Here is a 20589-nt window from a genome sequence, read left to right on the forward strand (position 1 = left end):
GTTCACCCGGCCTCTGAATGCCGCCGCGACCGAGGCTGCGGCGCCCGACCGCTCCGTCCGGTCCTCGCGCCGCCGGTGCCGGCCCCGGGACGGGCCAGGCGGTCCAGAGCGCTGTCCAGCTGGACGGCGAGCTCCTGGTAGTGCGTTGTCGCGGCCGCGGGATTGGCCCGCACTACTAGCAGGCTACCCGGAGGCAGCAGCGGGAGCCGTTCGCGTACCAGATGGCGCAGTCGGCGCCGGACCCGGTTGCGGACGACGGCGCCGCCGACGGCGCGGCTCACCACGAACCCGGCGCGCGTGGGCGACGCGTCAGGAGAGGCATCGGACGCGGGTGCCTGCTCGGGCGCGGTGCCGCCGGGCGGGTCCGGCGGGAGGAGGTGCACGACCAGCGCGGGCCGTCCGGCGCGGCGGCCGCGCCGCAGCACCGAGGTGAAGTCAGCACTCCGGCGGATCCGTGATCCGCGGGGCAGCACAGGCACATCCTCCTGAATCGGACGCCGAAACCGCGCAAAACGCCGATCGTCACCGCACAGCGGCGCGATCGGCGTTGAATGGTCGCGTGGAGACTGGCGAAGGGGTCAGACCGACAGCCGGGCACGGCCCTTGCGCCGACGCGCGGCCAGGATGGCCCGCCCGGCACGGGTGCGCATGCGCAGCCGGAAACCGTGGGTCTTGGCACGGCGGCGGTTGTTCGGCTGGTACGTACGCTTGCTCACGGGAAGGCTCCTGCTGCGCTCGATAGATCTACGCCGTATCCGTGTTCGAGACCACGGCGATCCGGGACTTTGCGTCAACGTCCCGCATCTGGGCACGCGGGGACGCCGCCGATACGGCTCGACGCTGGAAATCTACGTCGCCTTCCCGGGGTCGTCAAATCAGCGCGGGGGCCGGTTGTCCACAGCCGGTGGATCTCGCCGCCCGCCGCACGTCCGCAGCCTGTGGACAACCCGCCCTGGCGGCGACGCCGGGAGCCCGGCGGAGACACGCCCTGTGGATAATGTCGGCCGCGTTGTCCACTGGCAGCCCTAGGCTGTGGACAGTAGCTTGGACCACTATCCCCAGGTTCGGCCGCACACAGCGGGTCTCCCACTGGAAACCCCACAGCTACCAGTGGATTGTGGATAACCGAGACGTCGGCAACCGTGTGCATAACTCCGTGTACAACCTGTGGATCGCCTGTGGGTTCATGTGGATGACCCCGATGCGGGCCACCCTCGCCGAACGCGGTGTTCCACCGCTTCATCCACAGGTTCACCCGTCGCCGGGGGGCGGCGCGTGGCGGACCGGCAGGCTGTGGACAACGGCAGCGCAAGCGGGAGTGAAAGGGGCGGGAGATGGCAGGTCGCCGTGGCTGACCCGACGATCAATCTGGCCGCGGTGTGGGCCCGGGCGCTCAGCAGCCTGGACAACAGCTCGCTACCGCCCCAGCAGCGCGCCTGGCTGCCGCAGACCAGGCCGCTCGGGCTCGTCCAGGACACCGCGCTGCTCGCGGCCCCGAACGAGTTCGCCAAGGAGATCCTGGAGACCCGCCTGCGCCCCCTGATCAGCCACGCCCTCTCGCGGGAGCTGGGTCGGGAGATCCGGGTGGCCGTGACGGTCGACCCGATGGCGGTGCAGCCGACCTCCCCCGCCCCCTCCCCTCCCCCCTCCTCCGAGCCCGACGCCCGGACCGCGCCCCTGGACCGCGGCGGTTATCCACAGGCGCCCGAGCCGGTGGGGCGGCATGCCCAGCCCGCCGAGTACGATGCCGCGGCCGTCCCGGCCGCGCACGCACAGGCGCCGTCGCCCTTCGGCGAGCCCGCCCGCCCCCGGCCGGCCGAACCGGAGCCGCCGCGCTACGAGCAGGGCCCCGGCCCCGACACCCGGCAGCCCTTCGCGGCGCCGACGGCCGCACCGCGGTACGCCGCCGCGCCGCCCTCCCCCGTCCCCTCCGGAGACGGGTCCGGTCCGCCGCCCCCGCAGCCGGGCGGCGTCGCGGGCGTCGCCCCGCCGGAGGGCGACGACGGCCCGCCGGGCGAGGAGACCCCGGGCGAGCACGCCCGGCTGAACCCGAAGTACACCTTCGACACCTTCGTCATCGGGTCGAGCAACCGCTTCGCCCACGCCGCCGCCGTCGCGGTGGCCGAGGCGCCCGCCAAGGCCTACAACCCGCTGTTCATCTACGGCGACTCCGGCCTCGGCAAGACCCACCTGCTGCACGCCATCGGCCACTACGCCCAGCGCCTCTACGACGGCGCCCGGGTGCGCTATGTGAGTTCCGAGGAGTTCACCAACGACTTCATCAACTCCATCCGCGACGGCAAGGCGGACGGATTCCGGCGGCGGTACCGCGATGTCGACATCCTGCTGGTCGACGACATCCAGTTCCTGGAGAACAAGGAGCAGACGCAGGAGGAGTTCTTCCACACCTTCAACACCCTGCACAACGCCAACAAGCAGATCGTCATCTCCAGCGACCGCGCCCCCAAGCAGCTGGTCACCCTGGAGGACCGGCTCAGGAACCGCTTCGAGTGGGGGTTGATCACCGACGTGCAGCCGCCCGAACTGGAAACCCGTATCGCGATCCTGTGGAAGAAGGCCGCGCAGGAGGGCCTGGCCGCGCCGCCGGACGTGCTGGAGTTCATCGCCAGCAAGATCTCCACCAACATCCGCGAGCTGGAGGGCGCGCTGATCCGGGTCACGGCCTTCGCGAGCCTGAACCGGCAGTCGGTCGACATGCAGCTCGCCGAGATCGTGCTCAAGGACCTCATCCCCGACGACAGCGGGCCGGAGATCACCGCGGCGACGATCATGGCGCAGACCGCGTCGTACTTCGGGCTGAGCATGGAGGACCTGTGCGGCACCTCGCGCTCGCGGGTCCTGGTCACCGCCCGGCAGATCGCCATGTACCTGTGCCGCGAGCTCACCGACCTGTCCCTGCCGAAGATCGGTCAGCAGTTCGGCCGCGACCACACCACGGTGATGCACGCCGATCGCAAGATTCGTTCGTTGATGGCCGAGCGACGCTCGATCTACAACCAGGTGACCGAGTTGACCAACCGGATCAAGCAGCAGGCCCGGAAAGACTGACCCTGGGGATAACTCTCCGCCCGGTGGTCCCGCATTCTTCTCCGGCCGTCCTCCGCTGGCCTGAAGTGGCCCGACACGCCGATTTCCGCTCGACCGACCCGCTGACCTGTGGACAAGGCTGTGGGTAACTCTGTGGATTAGTGCCCGTTCCCTGTGGGAAAGCTGCGGACAACCTGTGGGCGGCTTGTGGGTGGACTGTGCACGGCGGGACCGCGCCTGTGGGTGCGGCTGTGCGTAACCGGGGGAAAACCTGTGGACGGCCGTGGGACAACCGATCGCCGTCCACAGGGCACCCCGGTAACCCACAGGTTCACCCACAGCCCCTGTGGATGAAAATTCCCGCGTTGACGTGCGCTAACAGTGGTTATCCCCAGTATCCACAGCCCCTATTACTATGACGCACCTTGTTAAGCGATAAGGGGGCGAGAAAACGAAGCTGCGCACAATCTGGGGATAACCCGGCTCCGGCCGACCAGCGGCGGCGACCTGCTCCAGACGGCCGACAGGCGGCCGGGGACCCGGTACGGTGGAGCGGATTGCTGGTGGGGTCGCCGCGCATCCTCCGAGGAACGCCGCCCGCGCCACGGCCGCCGCCACGGCGGACGGCGACGCGGCCCGCAGGACCCCGCAGACGACGAGCCCGCAGGTTGGGGAGGGCCAAGTGAAATTCCGGGTTGATCGCGACTCGCTCGCCGAGGCGGTGGCGTGGACCGCGCGCACCCTGCCGGTGCGCCCCCCCGTCCCCGTCCTGGCCGGGATGCTGCTGGAGGCGGGCGACCGCCTCAAGCTGTCGAGCTTCGACTACGAGGTCTCGGCGCAGGTGTCCGTCGACATCGACGTCGACGAGCCGGGCAGCGCGCTGGTGTCGGGGCGGCTGCTCGCCGAGATCACCCGCAGCCTCCCCGCACAGCCTGTGGACATCGAGACCGACGGCTCCAAGGTCACCGTCTCGTGCGGCACCGCCAAGTTCACCCTGCTCACCCTCCCCGTCGAGGACTACCCCACCCTCCCGGAGATGCCCGAGCTCACCGGCTCCGTCGGCAGCGACGCCTTCGCCGCCGCGGTCGGCCAGGTCGCGATCGCCGCCGGGCGCGACGACACCCTGCCCGTGCTGACCGGCGTGCGGATCGAGATCGAGAACGACACCGTCACCCTCGCCTCCACCGACCGCTACCGCCTCGCCGTCCGCGAACTCCAGTGGAAGCCGGAGCGGCCCGACATCTCGGCCGTCGCGCTGATCCCGGCCAAGACCCTCGCCGACACCGCCAAGTCCCTCACCGCCGGAGCGGAGGTCGCCATCGCGCTGGCCGCCGCGGGGGGCGCGGGCGAGGGCATGATCGGCTTCGAGGGCGGCGGCCGCCGCACCACCACCCGGCTGCTCGACGGCGACTTCCCCAAGTACCGCTCGCTGCTGCCGAGCGAGTTCAACGCGCAGGCGGAGATCCAGACCGCCCCCTTCGTCGACGCCGTGAAGCGCGTCGCCCTGGTGGCCGAACGCAACACCCCGCTGCGGCTGGCGTTCAGCCAGGGCCAGGTGGTGCTGGAGGCGGGCACCGGCGACGAGGCCCAGGCCGTGGAGGTGCTGGAGGCCGCCCTGGACGGCGACTACATCCAGATCGCCTTCAACCACACCTTCCTGCTCGACGGCCTCGGCGCCATCGGATCCGACACTGCGCGGCTTCAGTTCACCAGTTCAACGAAGCCCGCCATCCTTACCGGGAAGCCTGCGGACGACTCCGGCACCTCGGACTATCGTTACCTGCTGATGCCCGTTCGCCTGAACGGCTGACACCGCCGCGCCGCGACGCGCACGGGGGCGCCAGGCACCTCCGGCGTGCCCGCGTCACCGGCGACGGCTTCGCGAGACAGGGGACACGATGCAGATCGGGATGATCGGCCTGGGCCGGATGGGCGGCAATATGGCCCAGCGGCTGCGCGACAACGGTCACGAGGTCATCGGCTACGACCACAGCCCCGACCGCCGCGATGTCGCGAGCCTGCCCGAACTCGTCGAGCGGCTGGCCGCCCCCCGCGCGGTGTGGGTGATGGTCCCGGCCGGCGAACCCACCAGGGCGACCATCACCGAGCTGTCCGGCCTGCTGTCGGAGGGCGACATCGTCGTCGACGGCGGCAACTCCCACTACCTGGACGACCGCCACCACGCCGAGGAACTGGGCGCGCGCGGCATCGGCTTCGTCGACGTCGGGGTGAGCGGCGGCGTGTGGGGCCGCGAGAACGGCTACGCGCTGATGGCGGGCGGCGAGGCCGAGCACATCGACCGGGTGCGGCCGATCTTCGACGCGCTCAAGCCGACCGGCGACTTCGGCTTCGTGCACGCGGGCGGCGTCGGCGCGGGCCACTACACCAAGATGGTCCACAACGGCATCGAGTACGGCATGATGCAGTCCTTCGCCGAGGGCTACGAGCTGCTCGCCGCCTCCGACATCGTCCACGACGTGCCGGGCACCTTCCGCAGCTGGAAGGAGGGCACCGTCATCCGCTCCTGGCTGCTCGATCTGCTGGTGCGCGCCCTCGACGACGACGCCGACCTCAGCGCCATCAAGGGCTACGCCGAGGACTCCGGCGAGGGCCGCTGGACCGTGCAGGCCGCCGTCGACCACGCCGTGCCGCTGCCGGTGATCACCGCCGCCCTCTACGCCCGCTTCGCCTCCCGCCAGGAGGAGTCGCAGGCGATGAAAGTGGTGGCCGCCCTCCGCAACCAGTTCGGCGGCCACGCCGTCGCCAAGGAGGACCCGGCGGGCTGAGCCGGCCGCCCCCGCCCCCACCCCTCCCCGACCAGGGGGCTGACCACCCCAAAGGCCAAGGCGCCCGCCCAGCGTGGCAGGTGTCAAGGGGCGGTGCCAGTGGGGCGGGCTAGGGTCTGTGGACGGTGGAGAAGTTGTCCACAGGGTGGGCCGGGGGCTTGTGGATGGAGTGGTGGGCCGGGCGCCCGGCCGCCGCGACGGAAGGCGGGAGTGAGGAGGAGGGCATGTACGTCTCGCACCTCCAGCTGGCCGACTTCCGCTCCTACCGCGGTGTCGACATCGAGCTCGGCCCCGGCGTCTCCACTTTCCTGGGGGCCAACGGGCAGGGCAAGACCAACCTGGTCGAGGCGGTCGGCTACCTCGCCACCCTCGGCAGCCACCGGGTGTCCACCGACGCGCCGCTGGTCCGCCAGGGCGCCGAGCGCGCCATCGTGCGCGCCGCGATCGTCAACCGCGACCGCCACGCCGTCGTCGAGCTGGAGATCAACCCGGGGCGGGCCAACCGCGCCCGCGTCAACCGCGCCCCGGCCGCCCGCCCCCGCGAGATCCTCGGCCTGCTGCGCGCCGTGCTCTTCGCGCCCGAGGACCTCGCGTTGGTCAAGGGCGACCCCGGCGAGCGCCGCCGCTTCCTGGACGAGCTGCTCGTCGCCCGCACCCCCCGCATGGCGGCGGTGCGGGCCGACTACGACCGGGTGCTCAAGCAGCGCAACGCCCTGCTCAAATCGGCGGCCGCCGCCCGGCGCGGCGGCCGATCCGGCACCGAGCTGCCCACCCTCGACGTGTGGGACTCCCACCTCGCCGAGGTCGGCGCCGAACTCCTCGCCGCCCGGATCGAGCTGGTCGCCGAGCTGAACCCGCTCGCGGGCAAGTCCTACGCCGCGCTCACCAGCTCCGGCGGACCCGCCGTCCTCTCCTACCGCAGCTCCCTGGACCCCGACCGGCCGCCACCCGCCGACCGCGCCGAACTCGTCCAGGCGCTGCTGGACGCGGTGGCCCGCTCCCGCCCCGCGGAGCTGGAGCGGGGCATCAGCCTCGTCGGCCCGCACCGCGACGACCTCGTCCTCAACCTCGGCACCCTCCCCGCCCGCGGCTACGCCAGCCACGGCGAGTCCTGGTCGTTCGCGCTGGCGCTGCGGCTGTCCGGCTACGAGCTGCTGCGCGCCGACGGCACCGACCCGGTGCTGCTCCTGGACGACGTCTTCGCCGAACTCGACGTCGAGCGCCGCACCAGGCTGGCCGGGGTCGTCACCACCGCCGAGCAGGTCGTCATCACCGCGGCGGTGGCCGAGGACGTGCCCTCCGTGCTCACCGGCGCGCGCTTCCGCGTCGACGGCGGGGAGGTGCGGCGTGCCTGAGCCCGAGCCCGCCCCCCGCCCCGACCAGAGCGCCCCCGAGCCGCCCGCCCCGGACGCCACCGCCCGCGGCATCGAGCTGGCCCGCCAGGCGCTGGCCCGCGCCAAGGCCGACGCCCGCGAGCGGGGCGCCCAGCCGCGGGCCTCCGGCCGCCGCCGCGGCGGCGGCGCGGGCCGCTCCCGCCGCGCCGCGGGCGACCCCCAGGCATTCGGCGCCGCGATCGCCGACCTGCTCGCCAGCCGGGGCTGGAACGACCGCGCCGCCGCCCAGGGCGTCTTCGGCCGCTGGGACGGCATCGTCGGCGCCAAAGTGGCCGAGCACACCAGGCCCGTGTCGCTGGACGACGGCGTCCTCGTCGTCGCCGCCGACTCCCCCGCCTGGGCCACCCAGGTGCGGCTGCTCGCCGCCACCCTGGTGCGGCGGCTGAACGAGGAACTCGGCCACGGCAGTGTCCGCTCGGTCACCGTGCGGGGTCCCGGCAGGCCGCGGCCGCAGCCGGGCGGGCGGCGGGCCGGGGGCGGACGCCAGGGCCGCGACGTCCGGGGCGGCTGACCCGCCCGCGGCCGGGGCGGCCGGGGCCGGCGGAGGCCCGCACCTCGGTTACGGCGTCCATTGCCGTCTGGACTTGCCAGGAACCTCTCCCGCGTGTAGGGAGTCACGCTCCCCCTAGATCGGCGCTCATCTTGCGTCACAGCGCCGTCAATGCCACTTTGCGGCGCCGTGGGAGGTACACTGTTGGTTGTATCTCGGACACTTTCGCCGGCAAGGCCAGCCTCGGCAACGGGGGCGTGGAGCCGGGGCATCGGCGGTGTTCGGCGGAGCCTGCCCTCGCAGCCCGCCGGCCCGACGCGGCTCGCGCTCCGGGCCGTGTTGACGGCGGTCGGCAGGAGGGCCCCCACTTGACCTACGACGCTAGTTCGATCACTGTTCTGGAAGGTCTTGAGGCGGTACGCAAGCGCCCCGGGATGTACATCGGCTCCACCGGTGAGCGCGGCCTGCACCACCTGGTGCAGGAGATCGTCGACAACGCGGTGGACGAGGCGCTGGCCGGCCACTGCGACACCATCAAGGTCACCCTGCTCGCCGACGGCGGCGTCCGGGTCTTCGACAACGGCCGCGGCATCCCGGTCGGCAATGTCGCCGCCGAAGGGCGTTCCGCGGTCGAGGTGGTCCTCACCACCCTGCACGCCGGCGGCAAGTTCGACAGCAAGTCCTACGCCGTCTCCGGCGGTCTGCACGGCGTCGGCGTCTCCGTGGTGAACGCGCTCTCCACCCGCCTGGAGGTGGAGGTCTGCCGCGACGGCCACGCCTGGCGGCAGAGCTACCGGCTGACCCGCCCGGTGGCACCGCTCGCCAAGGGCGAGGAGACCACCGAGACCGGCACCCAGATCACCTTCTGGGCCGACGGCTCGATCTTCGAGACGACCACCTACAACTTCGAGACCCTCTCCCGGCGGCTGCAGGAGATGGCCTTCCTCAACCGGGGCCTGTCCATCACCCTGCGCGACGAGCGCCCCGAGTTCGTCAACGGCGAGCCCAAGTCCGTCACCTACCACTACGAGGGCGGTATCGAGGACTTCGTCCGGCACATCAACGCCACCAAGGAGCCGGCCCACGCCTCGGTGGTCGCCTTCGGCGAGGACGGCGACGGCATCTCGGCCGAGATCGCCATGCAGTGGAACCAGTCGTACTCCGAGTCCGTGCACACCTTCGCCAACACGATCAACACCGCTGAGGGCGGCACCCACGAGGAGGGCTTCCGCTCCGCGCTCACCTCGATCGTGAACCGCTATGCCCGTGACCAGCGGCTGCTGCGCGAGAAGGACGACAACCTCACCGGCGAGGACATCCGCGAGGGCCTCACCGCGATCATCTCGGTGAAGCTGGCCGACCCCCAGTTCGAGGGGCAGACCAAGACCAAGCTCGGCAACACCGAGGCCAAGTCCTTCGTGCAGCGCGTCTGCAACGAGCACCTGCGCGACTGGTTCGAGCGCAACCCGGGCGAGGCCAAGGACATCGTCAGCAAGGCCGGCCAGGCCGCCCGCGCCCGGATCGCGGCCCGCCAGGCCCGCGACCTCACCCGCCGCAAGACCCTGCTGGAGTCCACCTCCCTGCCCGGCAAGCTGTCGGACTGCCAGTGGACCGAGCCCGAGCGGTGCGAGGTCTACATCGTCGAGGGCGACTCCGCGGGCGGCTCGGCCAAGGGCGGGCGCGACCCCAAGTTCCAGGCGATCCTGCCCATCCGCGGCAAGATCCTGAACGTCGAGAAGTCGCGGATCGACCGGATCCTGAAGAACAACGAGGTCCAGGCGATCATCACGGCCCTGGGCACCGGCATCCACGACGAGTTCGACATCGAGAAGCTCCGCTACCACAAGATCATCTTGATGGCCGACGCCGATGTCGACGGACAGCACATCCGCACCCTGCTGCTGACCCTGCTGTTCCGCTTCATGAAGCCGCTGATCGAGGCCGGCCACGTCTACCTCGCCCAGCCGCCGCTGTACAAGATCAAGTGGGACCAGCGCGGCAACGACTCCGACTACGCCTACTCCGACCGCGAGCGCGACGGCCTGATCGAGGCCGGGATCGCGGCGGGCAAGAAGGACCCCCGCCCGCGCGACGGCGTGCAGCGCTTCAAGGGCCTCGGTGAGATGAACGCCGCCGAGCTGTGGGACACCACCATGAACCCCGACAACCGGGTGCTGCTCCAGGTCACCCTCGACGACGCCGCCCAGGCCGACGAGATGTTCAGCGTGCTGATGGGCGAGGACGTGGAGGCGCGCCGGTCGTTCATCCAGCGCAACGCCCGCGACGTCCGCTTCCTCGACATCTGAGCAGCCCCCGGCGCCGCCCGTCGGCGAACCACCCCACGAAGGAACACGAAGGATCGGTATCGACGTGACCGAAGTGATCCCGCCGGAGTCCCCCGACCGCATCGAACCGGTCGACATCCAGGTCGAGATGCAGCGCAGCTACCTCGACTACGCGATGTCGGTCATCGTCGGCCGGGCACTCCCGGACGTCCGCGACGGGCTCAAGCCGGTGCACCGGCGCGTGCTCTACGCGATGTACGACGGCGGATACCGTCCCGACCGGGGGTTCTTCAAGTGCGCCCGCGTCGTCGGCGACGTCATGGGCACCTACCACCCCCACGGCGACAGCGCCATCTACGACGCCCTCGTCCGGCTGGCCCAGACCTGGTCGCTGCGGATGCCGCTCATCGACAGCAACGGCAACTTCGGCTCCCCGGGCAACGACCCCGCCGCGGCCATGCGGTACACCGAGTGCAAGCTCGCACCGCTCGCCATGGAGATGGTGCGGGACATCGACAAGGAGACCGTCGACTTCTCGCCCAACTACGACGGCCGCTCCCAGGAGCCCGACGTCCTGCCGAGCCGCTTCCCCAACCTGCTGGTGAACGGCTCCGCGGGCATCGCCGTCGGCATGGCCACCAACATCCCGCCGCACAACCTGCGCGAGGTGGCCGACGGCGTCCGCTGGTACCTGGAGCACCCCGAGACCGGCGACGAAGAGCTGCTCGACGCGCTGATCGAGCGGATCAAGGGCCCCGACTTCCCCACCCACGGGCTCATCGTCGGCAAGCGCGGCATCGAGGACGCCTACCGCACCGGCCGGGGCTCCATCACCATGCGCGCCGTGGTCGAGGTGGAGGAGGACTCCAAGGGCCGCCAGTGCCTCGTCGTCACCGAACTGCCCTACCAAGTGAACCCCGACAACCTCGCGCTCAAGATCGCCGAGCTGGTCAAGGACGGCAAGGTCTCCGGGATCGCCGACGTCAAGGACGAGACGAGCGGCCGCACCGGCCAGCGCCTGGTGATCGTGCTCAAGCGCGACGCCGTCGCCAAGGTCGTGCTGAACAACCTGTACAAGCACACCCAGCTGCAGGAGACCTTCGGCGCCAACATGCTGGCCCTGGTCGACGGCGTGCCCCGCACCCTCCGCCTCGACCAGTTCGTGCGCACCTGGGTCACCCACCAGGTCGAGGTCATCGTCCGGCGCACCCGCTACCTGCTGCGCAAGGCCGAGGAACGCGCCCACATCCTGCGCGCGCTGCTGAAGGCCATCGACCGCATCGACGAGGTCATCGCGCTGATCCGCGGCAGCGAGTCCGCCGACGCCGCCAAGACCGGCCTGATGGCGCTGCTGGAGATCGACGACATCCAGGCCCGCGCCATCCTGGACATGCAGCTGCGCAAGCTCGCCGCCCTGGAGCGCCAGCAGCTCACCGCCGAGTACGACGAGCTGATGACCCAGATCCGCGGCTACCACGAGATCCTGGAGTCGCCCGAGCGGCAGCGCCAGATCGTCGGCGACGAACTCGCCGAGATCGTGGAGCGCTACGGCGACGAGCGGCGCACCCAGATCATCCCCTTCGAGGGCGACATCCGCATGGAGGACTTCATCGCGGAGGAGGACGTCGTCGTCACCATCACCCGGGGCGGCTACGCCAAGCGCACCAAGGTCGACCTCTACCGCGCGCAGAAGCGCGGCGGCAAGGGGGTGCGCGGCGCGCAGCTGAAGCAGGATGACATCGTCAACCACTTCTTCGTCACCACCACCCACCACTGGATCCTGTTCTTCACCAACAAGGGCCGCGTCTACCGCACCAAGGCCTACGAGCTGCCCGAGTCCGCGCGCGACGCCCGCGGCCAGCACGTCGCCAACCTGCTCGCCTTCCAGCCCGACGAGCAGATCGCCCAGGTCCTCGCGCTGCGCGACTACGACGTCGCCCCCTACCTGGTGCTCGCCACCCGTGAGGGCCTGGTCAAGAAGTCCCACCTCGCCGACTTCGACTCCCCGCGCTCCGGCGGCATCATCGCGGTGAATCTGCGCGAGGGCGACGAACTGATCGCGGCGCGGCTCGTCTTCCCCGGCGACGATCTCCTGCTCATCAGCCGCAAGGCCCAGGCGATCCGGTTCAACGCCACCGACGACGCCTTGCGCCCGATGGGCCGGGCCACCACCGGCGTGATCGGCATGCGTTTCGTCGACGGCGACCAGCTCCTCAGCATGGACGTGATCCGGACAGGCGAGGACATGCCCGATGTTCTGGTCGCAACCGAGGGCGGATACGCGAAACGGACGCCCGCCGACCAGTACCCTGTGCAGAACAGGGGAGGGAAGGGCGTGCTCACCGCCAAGGTGGTCGCGGCCCGCGGCACCCTGGTCGGCGCGCTGATGGTCAACACCGACGACGAGGTCTTCGCGATCACCTCGACCGGGGGTGTGATCCGCACCCGCGCCGAGGAGATCAAGCGGTCCGGCCGCCAGACCATGGGCGTCCGGCTGATGAACCTGGCCGAGGGCGACAGCGTCGTGGCGATCGCGCGCAACGCGGAAGCGCTCGGAGAGACCGACGGCACGGACGAGCGCGAGGACGCCGTACCTGCTGACGAGGCGGAGTAGATTTCCCGGAGCCTTTCGGGGCAAACCACTACCATGCCGACGTCAGCGGGTCCGGCCCCCACCGAACCGACCGACGCCGAGCAGCATCCCGACCACGACCAGCGAGGGTAACGAGGCTAACGGGCCATGTCTGACCAGCCGTACCGGCCGAACTCCGGCCCGCAATCCAGCCCGCAGGGGCCCAACTCCGCCATGAGCCGCCCCGGCCAGCCCGGCAGCGGCGTCAAGACCGGAACACCGCCCCCCGCGGCACAGCCCAACGGAACGCGCCCGACCCCGTCGGGAGGTACGGCGGCAAGCAACGGGGCCCAGGTCCGCCCGGGCTTCAGCGCCCCCAGCGGCCCCCGGCCCGCCGCCAAACCCACCCAGCCGGCCCAGCCCGTCCAGTCGGGCGGCGGCACCGTGCCCGCCGCCCGGCCGCCGGCCAAAGGCGTCCGCAAGGCCCACCTCACCCTCAGCCGGGTCGAACCCTGGTCGGTGATGAAGTTCAGCTTCGTCATCTCACTGGTGTGCTTCATCATCCTGTTCGTCGCCGTCGTCGTGATCTACCTGATCCTGTCCGGGCTCGGCGTCTTCGACGCCCTCATCGACACCCTCACCCAGCTCGGCAACGAAGACGGCGGCACCGACTTCGACCCCTCATCCTGGTTCTCACCCGGAACCATCCTCGGCTACAGCGGCCTCATCGGCGCCCTCAACGTCATCCTCATCACCGCCCTGTGCACCGTCGGCGCGATGCTCTACAACATCGCCGCCGACCTCGTCGGCGGCGTCGACATGACCCTCAGCGAAACGGACTGACCCACCCCGCCGACGCGATACGATCGAGAAGTCCGCAAGGCACCGCCCAGGTGGACCCCGGGCGAACCCGCTGGCCCCGCCAAACGATTCGCCTCCACCCGAACCGGTGCGATAACCTTCCGGACGTATCCCGGGCGTATAGCTCAGTCGGTTAGAGCGCATCCCTGATAAGGATGAGGCCCCAGGTTCAAGTCCTGGTACGCCCACCGGATCCTTGGGCCGTCCCTGCTCGCAAGCCGTTGGCTTGCTCGCCGGGGCGGCTCCGTTGTGTTGGCCCGGGGGCATGGCCCCCCGGAACCCCCCACACCAGGGGGCTGCCGCCCCCTGGACCCCCGCCACCCCCACATCCTTCGGTCGCGCCTCGGTGATGTGGGGCGAATTGAACCCGGTGGGTGAGCGGCCGTCGTTGACGGGTGTGGGGCTGTGCCCCTTGCCCCCGCACATCCGTGAGGTCGCGCTTCCACGGTGTGGGGTGGATTGAGTCTGGTGGGTGATCGGCCGTCGTTCGCGGGTGCGGGGCTGTGTCTCTCGCCCCCGGTGAGGCTCTGGGGCGAGCGGGGCGTTCGAGTGTTACGTCTTGGAGGGGGACGACCCACGTAGCGTGCGCAGGGGCTCCCAGTCGGCTCCGGACGGGTACCGATGAATTCGAGTGCGCCTGCCAGGCCCTCGGTGTCGTGGAAGGACTCGATGCGGGAGGTCTCGCCCTGTTTGTTCGTCTGGATGTGGTCGACCTCATAGAAGCCGAGCGTCCGGCCGTCCTCGGTGGTCCCCTCGTACCTGAACCACAGGGCGATTCCGGTCTCTTCGATGATCGGCCGTTCGGCGCCCACAGGACGGCGTCGTCGGCGACGACGAACTCGTCGGGCGGCTCGACCCTTCGCCGCTCCCATCGACCCGGACGCCGCCAGCGCGGAAATCAGCGACGAGATCGAGGACATGGCGGAGGCCATGTCATCGAACACCGCCGCCGTGCCCACCCACACCAGCACCGACACCGAGGCGGCCGCACACAGGCACACCGCCACCAGCCGGTCCCACCGCACCCGGCTCAACACTCGCCAGACGACGCGCTCCGGGCCCGGGCACCGTCCCGCCCCCGCTTCCGGCTGGTGGTCGGGGCCCTGAGCGGTCGCCTCCCGCGCCGCAGCAGATGACGACAAAGGAGCGCGACGGATGCGACGGAAAGGAGCGCCGCGATCGTCAGCAGCCCTATCACGTTCGTCGGGAGCGCGCCGTCGGTATGAAAGGGTCGACCGCCCCCATCACCGCCGTCGCCGGCGCCATCGCATCAGCGGGCCCAGTACCCGCTCGGTCTTCATGACCCCGGACCCTACGCACCCGGCTCCCACGCCACAGGCGAACCCAGCCAGGCGGCGACCACTTCCGGCAGCGTCGGCGACCACGAACCGATGTTCGTGTCCTCGGGCAATGGCGCTCCCCGCCGGGTACCGCGAACGAACAGGTTCCGGGGCGTTCTCGGTTTCGGTGGCTGTCGGGGGCCCGTGGTGGCTCCCGTGTCCGGCTACGGCAGGTACACGTCGAAGTCGAATGTGGCCACGCGCCGCAGCGCCGACTTGATCAGCAAATCACCTTCGCCCGCATTTCGACCGGTCATTCCGGAAATATCCGCCACGTCTCGACCTGGGCGCAGGTGTCGAATCCGCCATCGGCCGCTGCCGAGCCGACATCTCCAACGATGTCATCGTGAATACCCAGGGTCATCGCGATGATGAGGTCGTCACCGGGCTCGGCCTCCTCGTGGTAGTCCTGCAGTCCGCGCATCTCTTCCGTCAAACCTTCCACTTCCGTCAGCCATTCGTCCGGCGCGGACGTGCCTTCGGGAACCTCGATCTCGCGTACCTGTCGACTCAGGTCCTCAAGCAGTCGGAGTCGTTCGGCCAGCGTGCCCAGGTCGTTCCGGCCGAATGACTCGCCGTCGTAGGGCAGCTCCTCGCTGAACCGTGTGTTCACCTCGGCGCAAAGAGCGTTCACCTCGCTGACGTACTGCTGCTGCGGAGAGGCGCAAGCGGCCGCACCGGCCAGTGCGAGCAGCGCCAGAGCGCCATGGCGGTACCGGCTACGTCGGAAATCGTGGGATCTCCGTTCCCGCTTGCCGAAATGCTGGATGACATCGACGGAACGCGGTCCTGGGCGGCCCATGTAAGGCTCCTGGTGTTCGGGGTCGATACTTCAACCGCAAATGGCGACATCGGAATGCTCCCACGTTCCGACGTTCTTCGCATAAATATGAGTGATATATCGGAGCACGCCCACTCACGGATCTCTGCGGCAACGTACAACCAGGTCGATGGCACACAGGTCGGCCGGTCCGCCATGCCGTCCGCGGACGCTCTGTCTCAGCCGGGCGCGGACGCGCCCCCAGCCGGCGGCTAGCCAGGAGAGCCACCCCGCGAGTCTGGTCTGCAAGGGTCGGCGGCCAGACGGTCCGTTCGGTGACTCGGCGAGGTATCGACTTCGCGCTGCGCGGCGTCCTCGGGGTGAGCGGCCTGGTGCGGCTATGCCGCGTGCGCCGCCGGCGCGGGGTCGCCGTCACCGACCCGGTGCGGGCGGACCGGCGCGTCGCCGGGATCGCCGTGCCGGCGGACGTCCGTGCCGAACGGCACCGGTGCGCTTCCACTCGCGGGCGGCGGCTCGGTGCCGCTCAGCCGCCGCCTCCTGCGAACCGACCGCATGAGGCCGGTCCCAGAGCCCGCCGTGGCGGCGCCCTCCGCCAGGCGCGGACGCGGGGTCCCGATGCCGCGCCGCCCGGTGGGGTCCCTTTTCGGCAGGGCCGGAAGCGGACGCGTTCCGCAGTGGTCGCATCCGGATAATGGCGGGCGATTTCCCTTGACCGCTGCTACCGTCATCTTCAGCACTCCCGGTGCGCAGGTGGCGGATACTTCCACTCTTAATGGTGAGACGCGGGTTCGAATCCCGCCGTCGGCTCTGCCGGCGTCGACCAGCGGCCCAGGTCACAAGAGCCGCCGCCGATTCGATCTCGGGAGTGTGCAATGTCAGAGGAGTGCGCCCGGTGCGCAGGCAGCGGTTACTTCGACTGAGGTTCGAGAGGTTGCGGGTTCGAATCCCGTCACGGCCTGGCCGTGTAGCTCAATTGGCAGAGCGCTTTGTACCGCCGCCGATCTTGATCTCGGGCGCGCCCATCTGACGAAGTGCTCGGCGCCCGGGCAGCGGATTCCTTCACTTGCCCAGGGCGGCCTCGAATTCACATGCCGGACGCCGGTTCGCCTCCGGACACGTCATCGGAGCTATTTCCGCCCGGCGCGCTGCCGGACGAGCCATTCCAGTGTCCGGGTCCGGCCATGGCCTCGGCCTGCGGCGCAGGTGGCCGTGAATGCCGAATACCACGAGGTCAGCAGCTATGAGGCAGGCTGCTCCGCCATCGCCGAACCGACGCCGGCGCGGTACGGCGCCAGGGCTCGACCGGCGCGGAAAACGTCGCTCCAATCCATTCGCGTTCCCCGGACGGACCACCCGCCGCATTATTCACGGCATTTCCGACCTCTGAGTGCTACCGTCAGATGTGCACCTTCCCGGTGCGTAGGTGACGGTTACTCCGGCTGTCGACCGAGTGGTCGCGGATTCGAGTCCTGTCGCCGAGTTCGATCTCGGGAGGGCCGCGAACTCGTAGCAGTGCCCGGTGCGCAGGTGCCGGCTACTTCGGTATCCAGGTTCGAATCCTGACCGGCCCGAGAGGGCCGTCATGTGCCGGCGTCGTCTCGATCTCGGGCACGCTGCTACGGGCTCGGGCTCCTCCCCCGTGCGGTGAGGAGCATGCCCCATGGCCAAGTTCAACCGCGGCACCGTCCGTCCGGCCGGCCGCGGCCCCGTCGACGCCGAGGCCGTGCCGTCGGGGCGCACCTACGAGGGCGGGCCGGGCCATGCACGCGAGCTGCGCGGTGACCTCTTCCTGCTGGCCGTCGCCAACTTCGTCAGCGAGAAGACCTTCTACGAGGACGCGGGCGAGCGCGACGCCCGCTACCGCTCGCTGCTGCACCGCGCCGCCGTCGAGGACCCCGCGTGGACGGCCGGGCTGCTCGGCTGGCTGCGCGGCGAGGGCAACATGCGCACCGCGGCGGTCGTCGGGGCGGCCGAGTACGTCCGCGCCCGCCTCGCCGCCGCCCGCGAGGGCGCGGCCGATGCCGGGGCGGACACTTCCGCACCGACCAACCGCCAGGTGGTCGACAGTGTGCTGCAGCGCGCCGACGAGCCCGGTGAGCTGCTGGCCTACTGGATGGGCCGCTACGGCCGCGCACTGCCCAAGCCGCTCAAGCGGGGTGTCGGCGACGCCGTCGGCCGGCTCTACACCGAGCGGGCGCTGCTGAAGTACGACGCCGAGGGGCGTGCCTTCCGCTTCGGCGACGTCCTCGACCTCGTGCACGCCGCTCCGGCCGCCGACCGCCCCTGGCAGGGCGACCTGTTCGCCCACGCCCTGGACCGGCGCCACGGCCGCGACAAGCCCATCCCCGAGTCGCTGCACCTGCTGCGGGCCCGAGCCCGGCTGATGGCGCTGCCCGTGCCGGAGCGCCGTCCGCTGCTGGACCACCTCGACGCCGCCCAGCTGCTGCGCCGCGCCGGCATGACCTGGGAGGCGCTGGCCGGCTGGCTCCAGGGCCCGATGGACGCCGCCGCCTGGGAGGCGGTGCTGCCTTCCATGGGGTACATGGCGCGGCTGCGCAACCTCAGGAACTTCGACCAGGCGGGGGTGAGCGACGAACTGGCGGAGCGGGTCGCGGCCGGGCTGGCCGACCCCGCGGAGGTGGCGCGGTCGCGGCAGCTGCCGATGCGCTTCCTGTCCGCCTACCGGACCGCGCCCTCGCTGCGGTGGGGGCACGCCCTGGAGCGCGCGGTGCAGGCGTCGCTGGAGAACGTGCCGCGGCTCGACGGCCGCACCCTGGTCCTGGTCGACCGCTCCGGCTCGATGTGGAGCCCGCTGTCGGCGCGCTCCGACCTGAACCGGGCCGACGCGGCCGCCGTCTTCGGCAGCGCGCTCGCGATGCGGGCGCGGGCGGCCGACCTGGTCGAGTTCGGCACCTCCAGCAGGCCGGTCGCCTTCGGCCCGGGCGACTCCCTGCTGCGCGCGGCCGAGCGCTTCGGCAGCCTGGGCGGCACCAACACCGCGGCCGCGGTGCGCGAGCACTACCGCGGCCACGACCGGGTGGTGATCGTCACCGACGAGCAGGCCGCGGCCGACCCCCGCGGCGGCCCCACCGAGCAGGTCCCGGCCACCGTGCCGGTCTACACCTGGAACCTGGCCGGCTACCGCTACGGCCACGGCCCCAGCGGCGAGGGCCGGCGCCACACCTTCGGCGGGCTGAGCGACGCGGCCTTCCGGATGATCCCGCTCATCGAGGCGGGTGCGCGGGCGGCCTGGCCGTGGCAGGACTGACGGCGGACCGGCGCCGGGGCGGGCGGCCGTGACCGGCCCCGACCCGGCGCCGGGCCCGGCGGCCGACCCGCTCGGCTACCCGGGGGTGCGGCCCGACCGCTCCGGGCTGCTGACCGGCGACGGGTTCGCGCCGCTGCGGCCGGCCGCCGGCGCGCCCCTCGGGGAGTGGGCGGTCGAGCCCGGCGGCACGCTCGCGCGGCGGCTCGCCGCCGCCGGGGCGCCCGCCCTGGATGTCCGCCGGCCGGTGCTGGCCGTCGGCGCCAATGCCGCGCCCGCGCGGCTGCGGCGGAAGTTCGACGGCCGGGCGCCGATGGAGGCGCCGATGGTGCTCGCCGAGGTGCGCGGCCTGGAACCGGGGGTGTCCGCGCACGTCAACCGGGCCGGGTACCTGCCCGCCGCCCCGGTGGCGCGCCCGGGCGCGGCCGGACGCCTCTTCGTGCTCTGGCTGACCGCCGAGCAGCTGCGCGTACTCGACGCCACCGAGCCGAACTACCGGCGGCGCGCCATCACGGCCGACCGGGCGACGGTGCTGCTGCCCTCCGGGCTCACCGTGCCCGCGCTCGACCTGTACGTGAGCCGGCACGGCTGCCTGGCCGACGGGGCCGGACTCCCCTGGCCGCTCGCCGACCAGCGCGCGATGATCGGGGAGCTGCTGGCGGGCTCCGCGCGGCTGCGGCGGCTGTGCGGCCCCGGCCCGGACGAGTTCGTGCGGCGGGCCGCCGAGCCCGCCGTCCGCGACGCGGTGCGCGGCGTGCTGCGCGCGGAGGGCCGGGTGCTCGACCAGCCGGAGCTGACCGGCCTGCCGCCAGGGACGGAGCCGCCGGAACCGGCCCTCGGGCGCGGCTGACGCCATGTCGTCTGCGCTGCTCGCCGACTGGTCGACATATGGTCGCAGCGGCTGGTCGACCCCGCCGAATCGATGGTCGACAGCCTGATTCGCACCCGGATCGACAAACCGACCGCTCGACAGAACGCTACGGAGTGCCGTCCTCGGCCATCCCGTCGACGGAGACCCGGTCGCGGTCCGCGCTCGGGCGCGAGCGCGGCGCAGTACAGCCGCCGGTGGAGCCCCGGATTGACTCGACCCCGCGCCGGGCGAACAGGGAGCGGACGCGGCGGTGCAGTTCGACGGTGCTCGGATCGGCGGTCGGGCCCGGCGGTTCGGCTTCGCCGTCCCGCCGCACACGCTGATCCATGGCGTCGTCGTGCCCGCGCAGGAAGATCGTTACGCCTGGATCGGCGCGGCGGCCGATGATCGTTACCGCATCGCCGCCGCCCCGGACCGGCGCCCGCGCGGCGCGGCCGGGATTGCGCCGGTCCGCACCGGGGAGTGGTATCCGGTACCCCGCACCGACGCGAAGGAGCACGCATGCCGACCCGGTACACGCTGACGATCGTCTCCGGCCGGCAGGACGACCCGCCGCGGGCCGAGGGCTCCGCCCTCGGCTCCGGACCGGTCGCGATGGACGACCTGGACCTGGAGACCCAGCAGTGGCTCCAGGCCCACCTCAGTGAGAATCCCGACGTATGGGTCCTGGTCACCGAGGGCGGCGGAGCCGCACAGGGCGACCTGCGCGTGGTAGACGCCCGCGAGGTCGCCGTCTAGCGCCGACGCCGGCGGCAGCCCCTGACTTCCTGCTGGCGAAGCAGGCGCTCCGCCCACCGGATCGGCCGTCCGCCACTCCCCCGCCGCGACCGGATCCGGAGAGCCGGTCAAATCGCCCTGATAGACAAGGCAGTCACAGCGGCACTTGCTACGCTGCA

General features: G+C 71.4%; 15 protein-coding genes and 2 tRNA genes. 14 read left to right on the plus strand and 3 right to left on the minus strand.

Annotated elements, in window-relative coordinates; genetic code table 11:
* Positions 1-2: 2 nt before the first annotated feature.
* Both rnpA and rpmH read right to left on the minus strand, forming a co-directional pair.
* Entirely contained in the window at positions 3-473 is a 471-nt protein-coding gene (rnpA, locus tag CLV72_RS10910; RefSeq protein WP_106244236.1) for a ribonuclease P protein component, read from the minus strand.
* 105 nt (positions 474-578) lie between these two features.
* Entirely contained in the window at positions 579-716 is a 138-nt protein-coding gene (gene rpmH / locus CLV72_RS10915; protein WP_106244238.1) for a 50S ribosomal protein L34, read from the minus strand.
* A gap of 631 nt (positions 717-1347) precedes the next feature.
* On the opposite strand from rpmH, the gene dnaA reads away from it, so the two are divergent.
* The 9 genes from dnaA (at position 1348) to CLV72_RS10960 (ending at position 13624) form a co-directional block, all read left to right on the plus strand.
* A complete protein-coding gene (gene dnaA / locus CLV72_RS10920; RefSeq protein ID WP_106244241.1) occupies positions 1348-3069 on the plus strand; it encodes a chromosomal replication initiator protein DnaA in 1722 nt (573 codons plus the stop codon).
* Positions 3070-3730: 661 nt separating this feature from the next.
* On the plus strand, positions 3731-4858 hold the full coding sequence (dnaN, locus tag CLV72_RS10925; protein WP_106244245.1) for a DNA polymerase III subunit beta: 1128 nt from the start codon (positions 3731-3733) through the stop codon (positions 4856-4858).
* Positions 4859-4946: 88 nt separating this feature from the next.
* Positions 4947-5834 carry a phosphogluconate dehydrogenase (NAD(+)-dependent, decarboxylating) gene (gene gnd / locus CLV72_RS10930; protein WP_106244248.1) on the plus strand — a complete coding sequence of 296 codons (888 nt, stop codon included), beginning with the start codon at positions 4947-4949 and terminating at the stop codon, positions 5832-5834.
* A 224-nt stretch (positions 5835-6058) separates the two neighbouring features.
* Positions 6059-7189, plus strand: a complete 1131-nt coding sequence (recF, locus tag CLV72_RS10935; protein ID WP_106244251.1) for a DNA replication/repair protein RecF — start codon at positions 6059-6061, stop codon at positions 7187-7189.
* Positions 7182-7739: a DciA family protein gene (locus CLV72_RS10940; RefSeq protein WP_245930099.1), complete on the plus strand. Its 558-nt coding sequence runs from the start codon at positions 7182-7184 to the stop codon at positions 7737-7739. The genes recF and CLV72_RS10940 overlap by 8 nt, the downstream gene beginning before the upstream one ends.
* A 347-nt stretch (positions 7740-8086) precedes the next feature.
* Complete coding sequence (gene gyrB / locus CLV72_RS10945) at positions 8087-10024, plus strand: DNA topoisomerase (ATP-hydrolyzing) subunit B (RefSeq protein ID WP_106244254.1); 1938 nt, start codon at positions 8087-8089, stop codon at positions 10022-10024.
* 64 nt (positions 10025-10088) lie between these two features.
* Entirely contained in the window at positions 10089-12617 is a 2529-nt protein-coding gene (gyrA, locus tag CLV72_RS10950; protein ID WP_106244258.1) for a DNA gyrase subunit A, read from the plus strand.
* Positions 12618-12743: 126 nt separating this feature from the next.
* Positions 12744-13418 (plus strand): DUF3566 domain-containing protein, encoded by a 675-nt coding sequence (locus CLV72_RS10955; protein WP_106244260.1) that lies wholly within the window; start codon positions 12744-12746, stop codon positions 13416-13418.
* A gap of 132 nt (positions 13419-13550) precedes the next feature.
* Positions 13551-13624, plus strand: a tRNA-Ile gene (locus tag CLV72_RS10960).
* Positions 13625-15029: 1405 nt separating this feature from the next.
* On the opposite strand, the gene CLV72_RS10970 is transcribed toward CLV72_RS10960, so the two are convergent.
* Positions 15030-15578, minus strand: a complete 549-nt coding sequence (locus CLV72_RS10970) for a hypothetical protein (RefSeq protein ID WP_106244266.1) — start codon at positions 15576-15578, stop codon at positions 15030-15032.
* A gap of 870 nt (positions 15579-16448) precedes the next feature.
* On the opposite strand from CLV72_RS10970, the gene CLV72_RS32145 reads away from it, so the two are divergent.
* From CLV72_RS32145 to CLV72_RS10990, 5 genes are all read left to right on the plus strand, one after another.
* Positions 16449-16512, plus strand: a tRNA-OTHER gene (locus CLV72_RS32145).
* A 705-nt stretch (positions 16513-17217) separates the two neighbouring features.
* Positions 17218-18825 carry a TROVE domain-containing protein gene (locus CLV72_RS10975; protein ID WP_106244269.1) on the plus strand — a complete coding sequence of 536 codons (1608 nt, stop codon included), beginning with the start codon at positions 17218-17220 and terminating at the stop codon, positions 18823-18825.
* A gap of 28 nt (positions 18826-18853) precedes the next feature.
* A complete protein-coding gene (locus tag CLV72_RS10980) occupies positions 18854-19672 on the plus strand; it encodes a hypothetical protein (RefSeq protein ID WP_106244273.1) in 819 nt (272 codons plus the stop codon).
* Between the two features lie 271 nt (positions 19673-19943).
* A complete protein-coding gene (locus tag CLV72_RS31730) occupies positions 19944-20216 on the plus strand; it encodes a hypothetical protein (RefSeq protein ID WP_146159413.1) in 273 nt (90 codons plus the stop codon).
* On the plus strand, positions 20195-20431 hold the full coding sequence (locus CLV72_RS10990; RefSeq protein WP_106244280.1) for a hypothetical protein: 237 nt from the start codon (positions 20195-20197) through the stop codon (positions 20429-20431). The genes CLV72_RS31730 and CLV72_RS10990 overlap by 22 nt, the downstream gene beginning before the upstream one ends.
* Positions 20432-20589: the final 158 nt, after the last annotated feature.

Origin of the sequence: Allonocardiopsis opalescens, assembly GCF_003002095.1 — a bacterium.
In the GTDB taxonomy this organism is placed as follows: domain Bacteria; phylum Actinomycetota; class Actinomycetes; order Streptosporangiales; family Streptosporangiaceae; genus Allonocardiopsis; species Allonocardiopsis opalescens.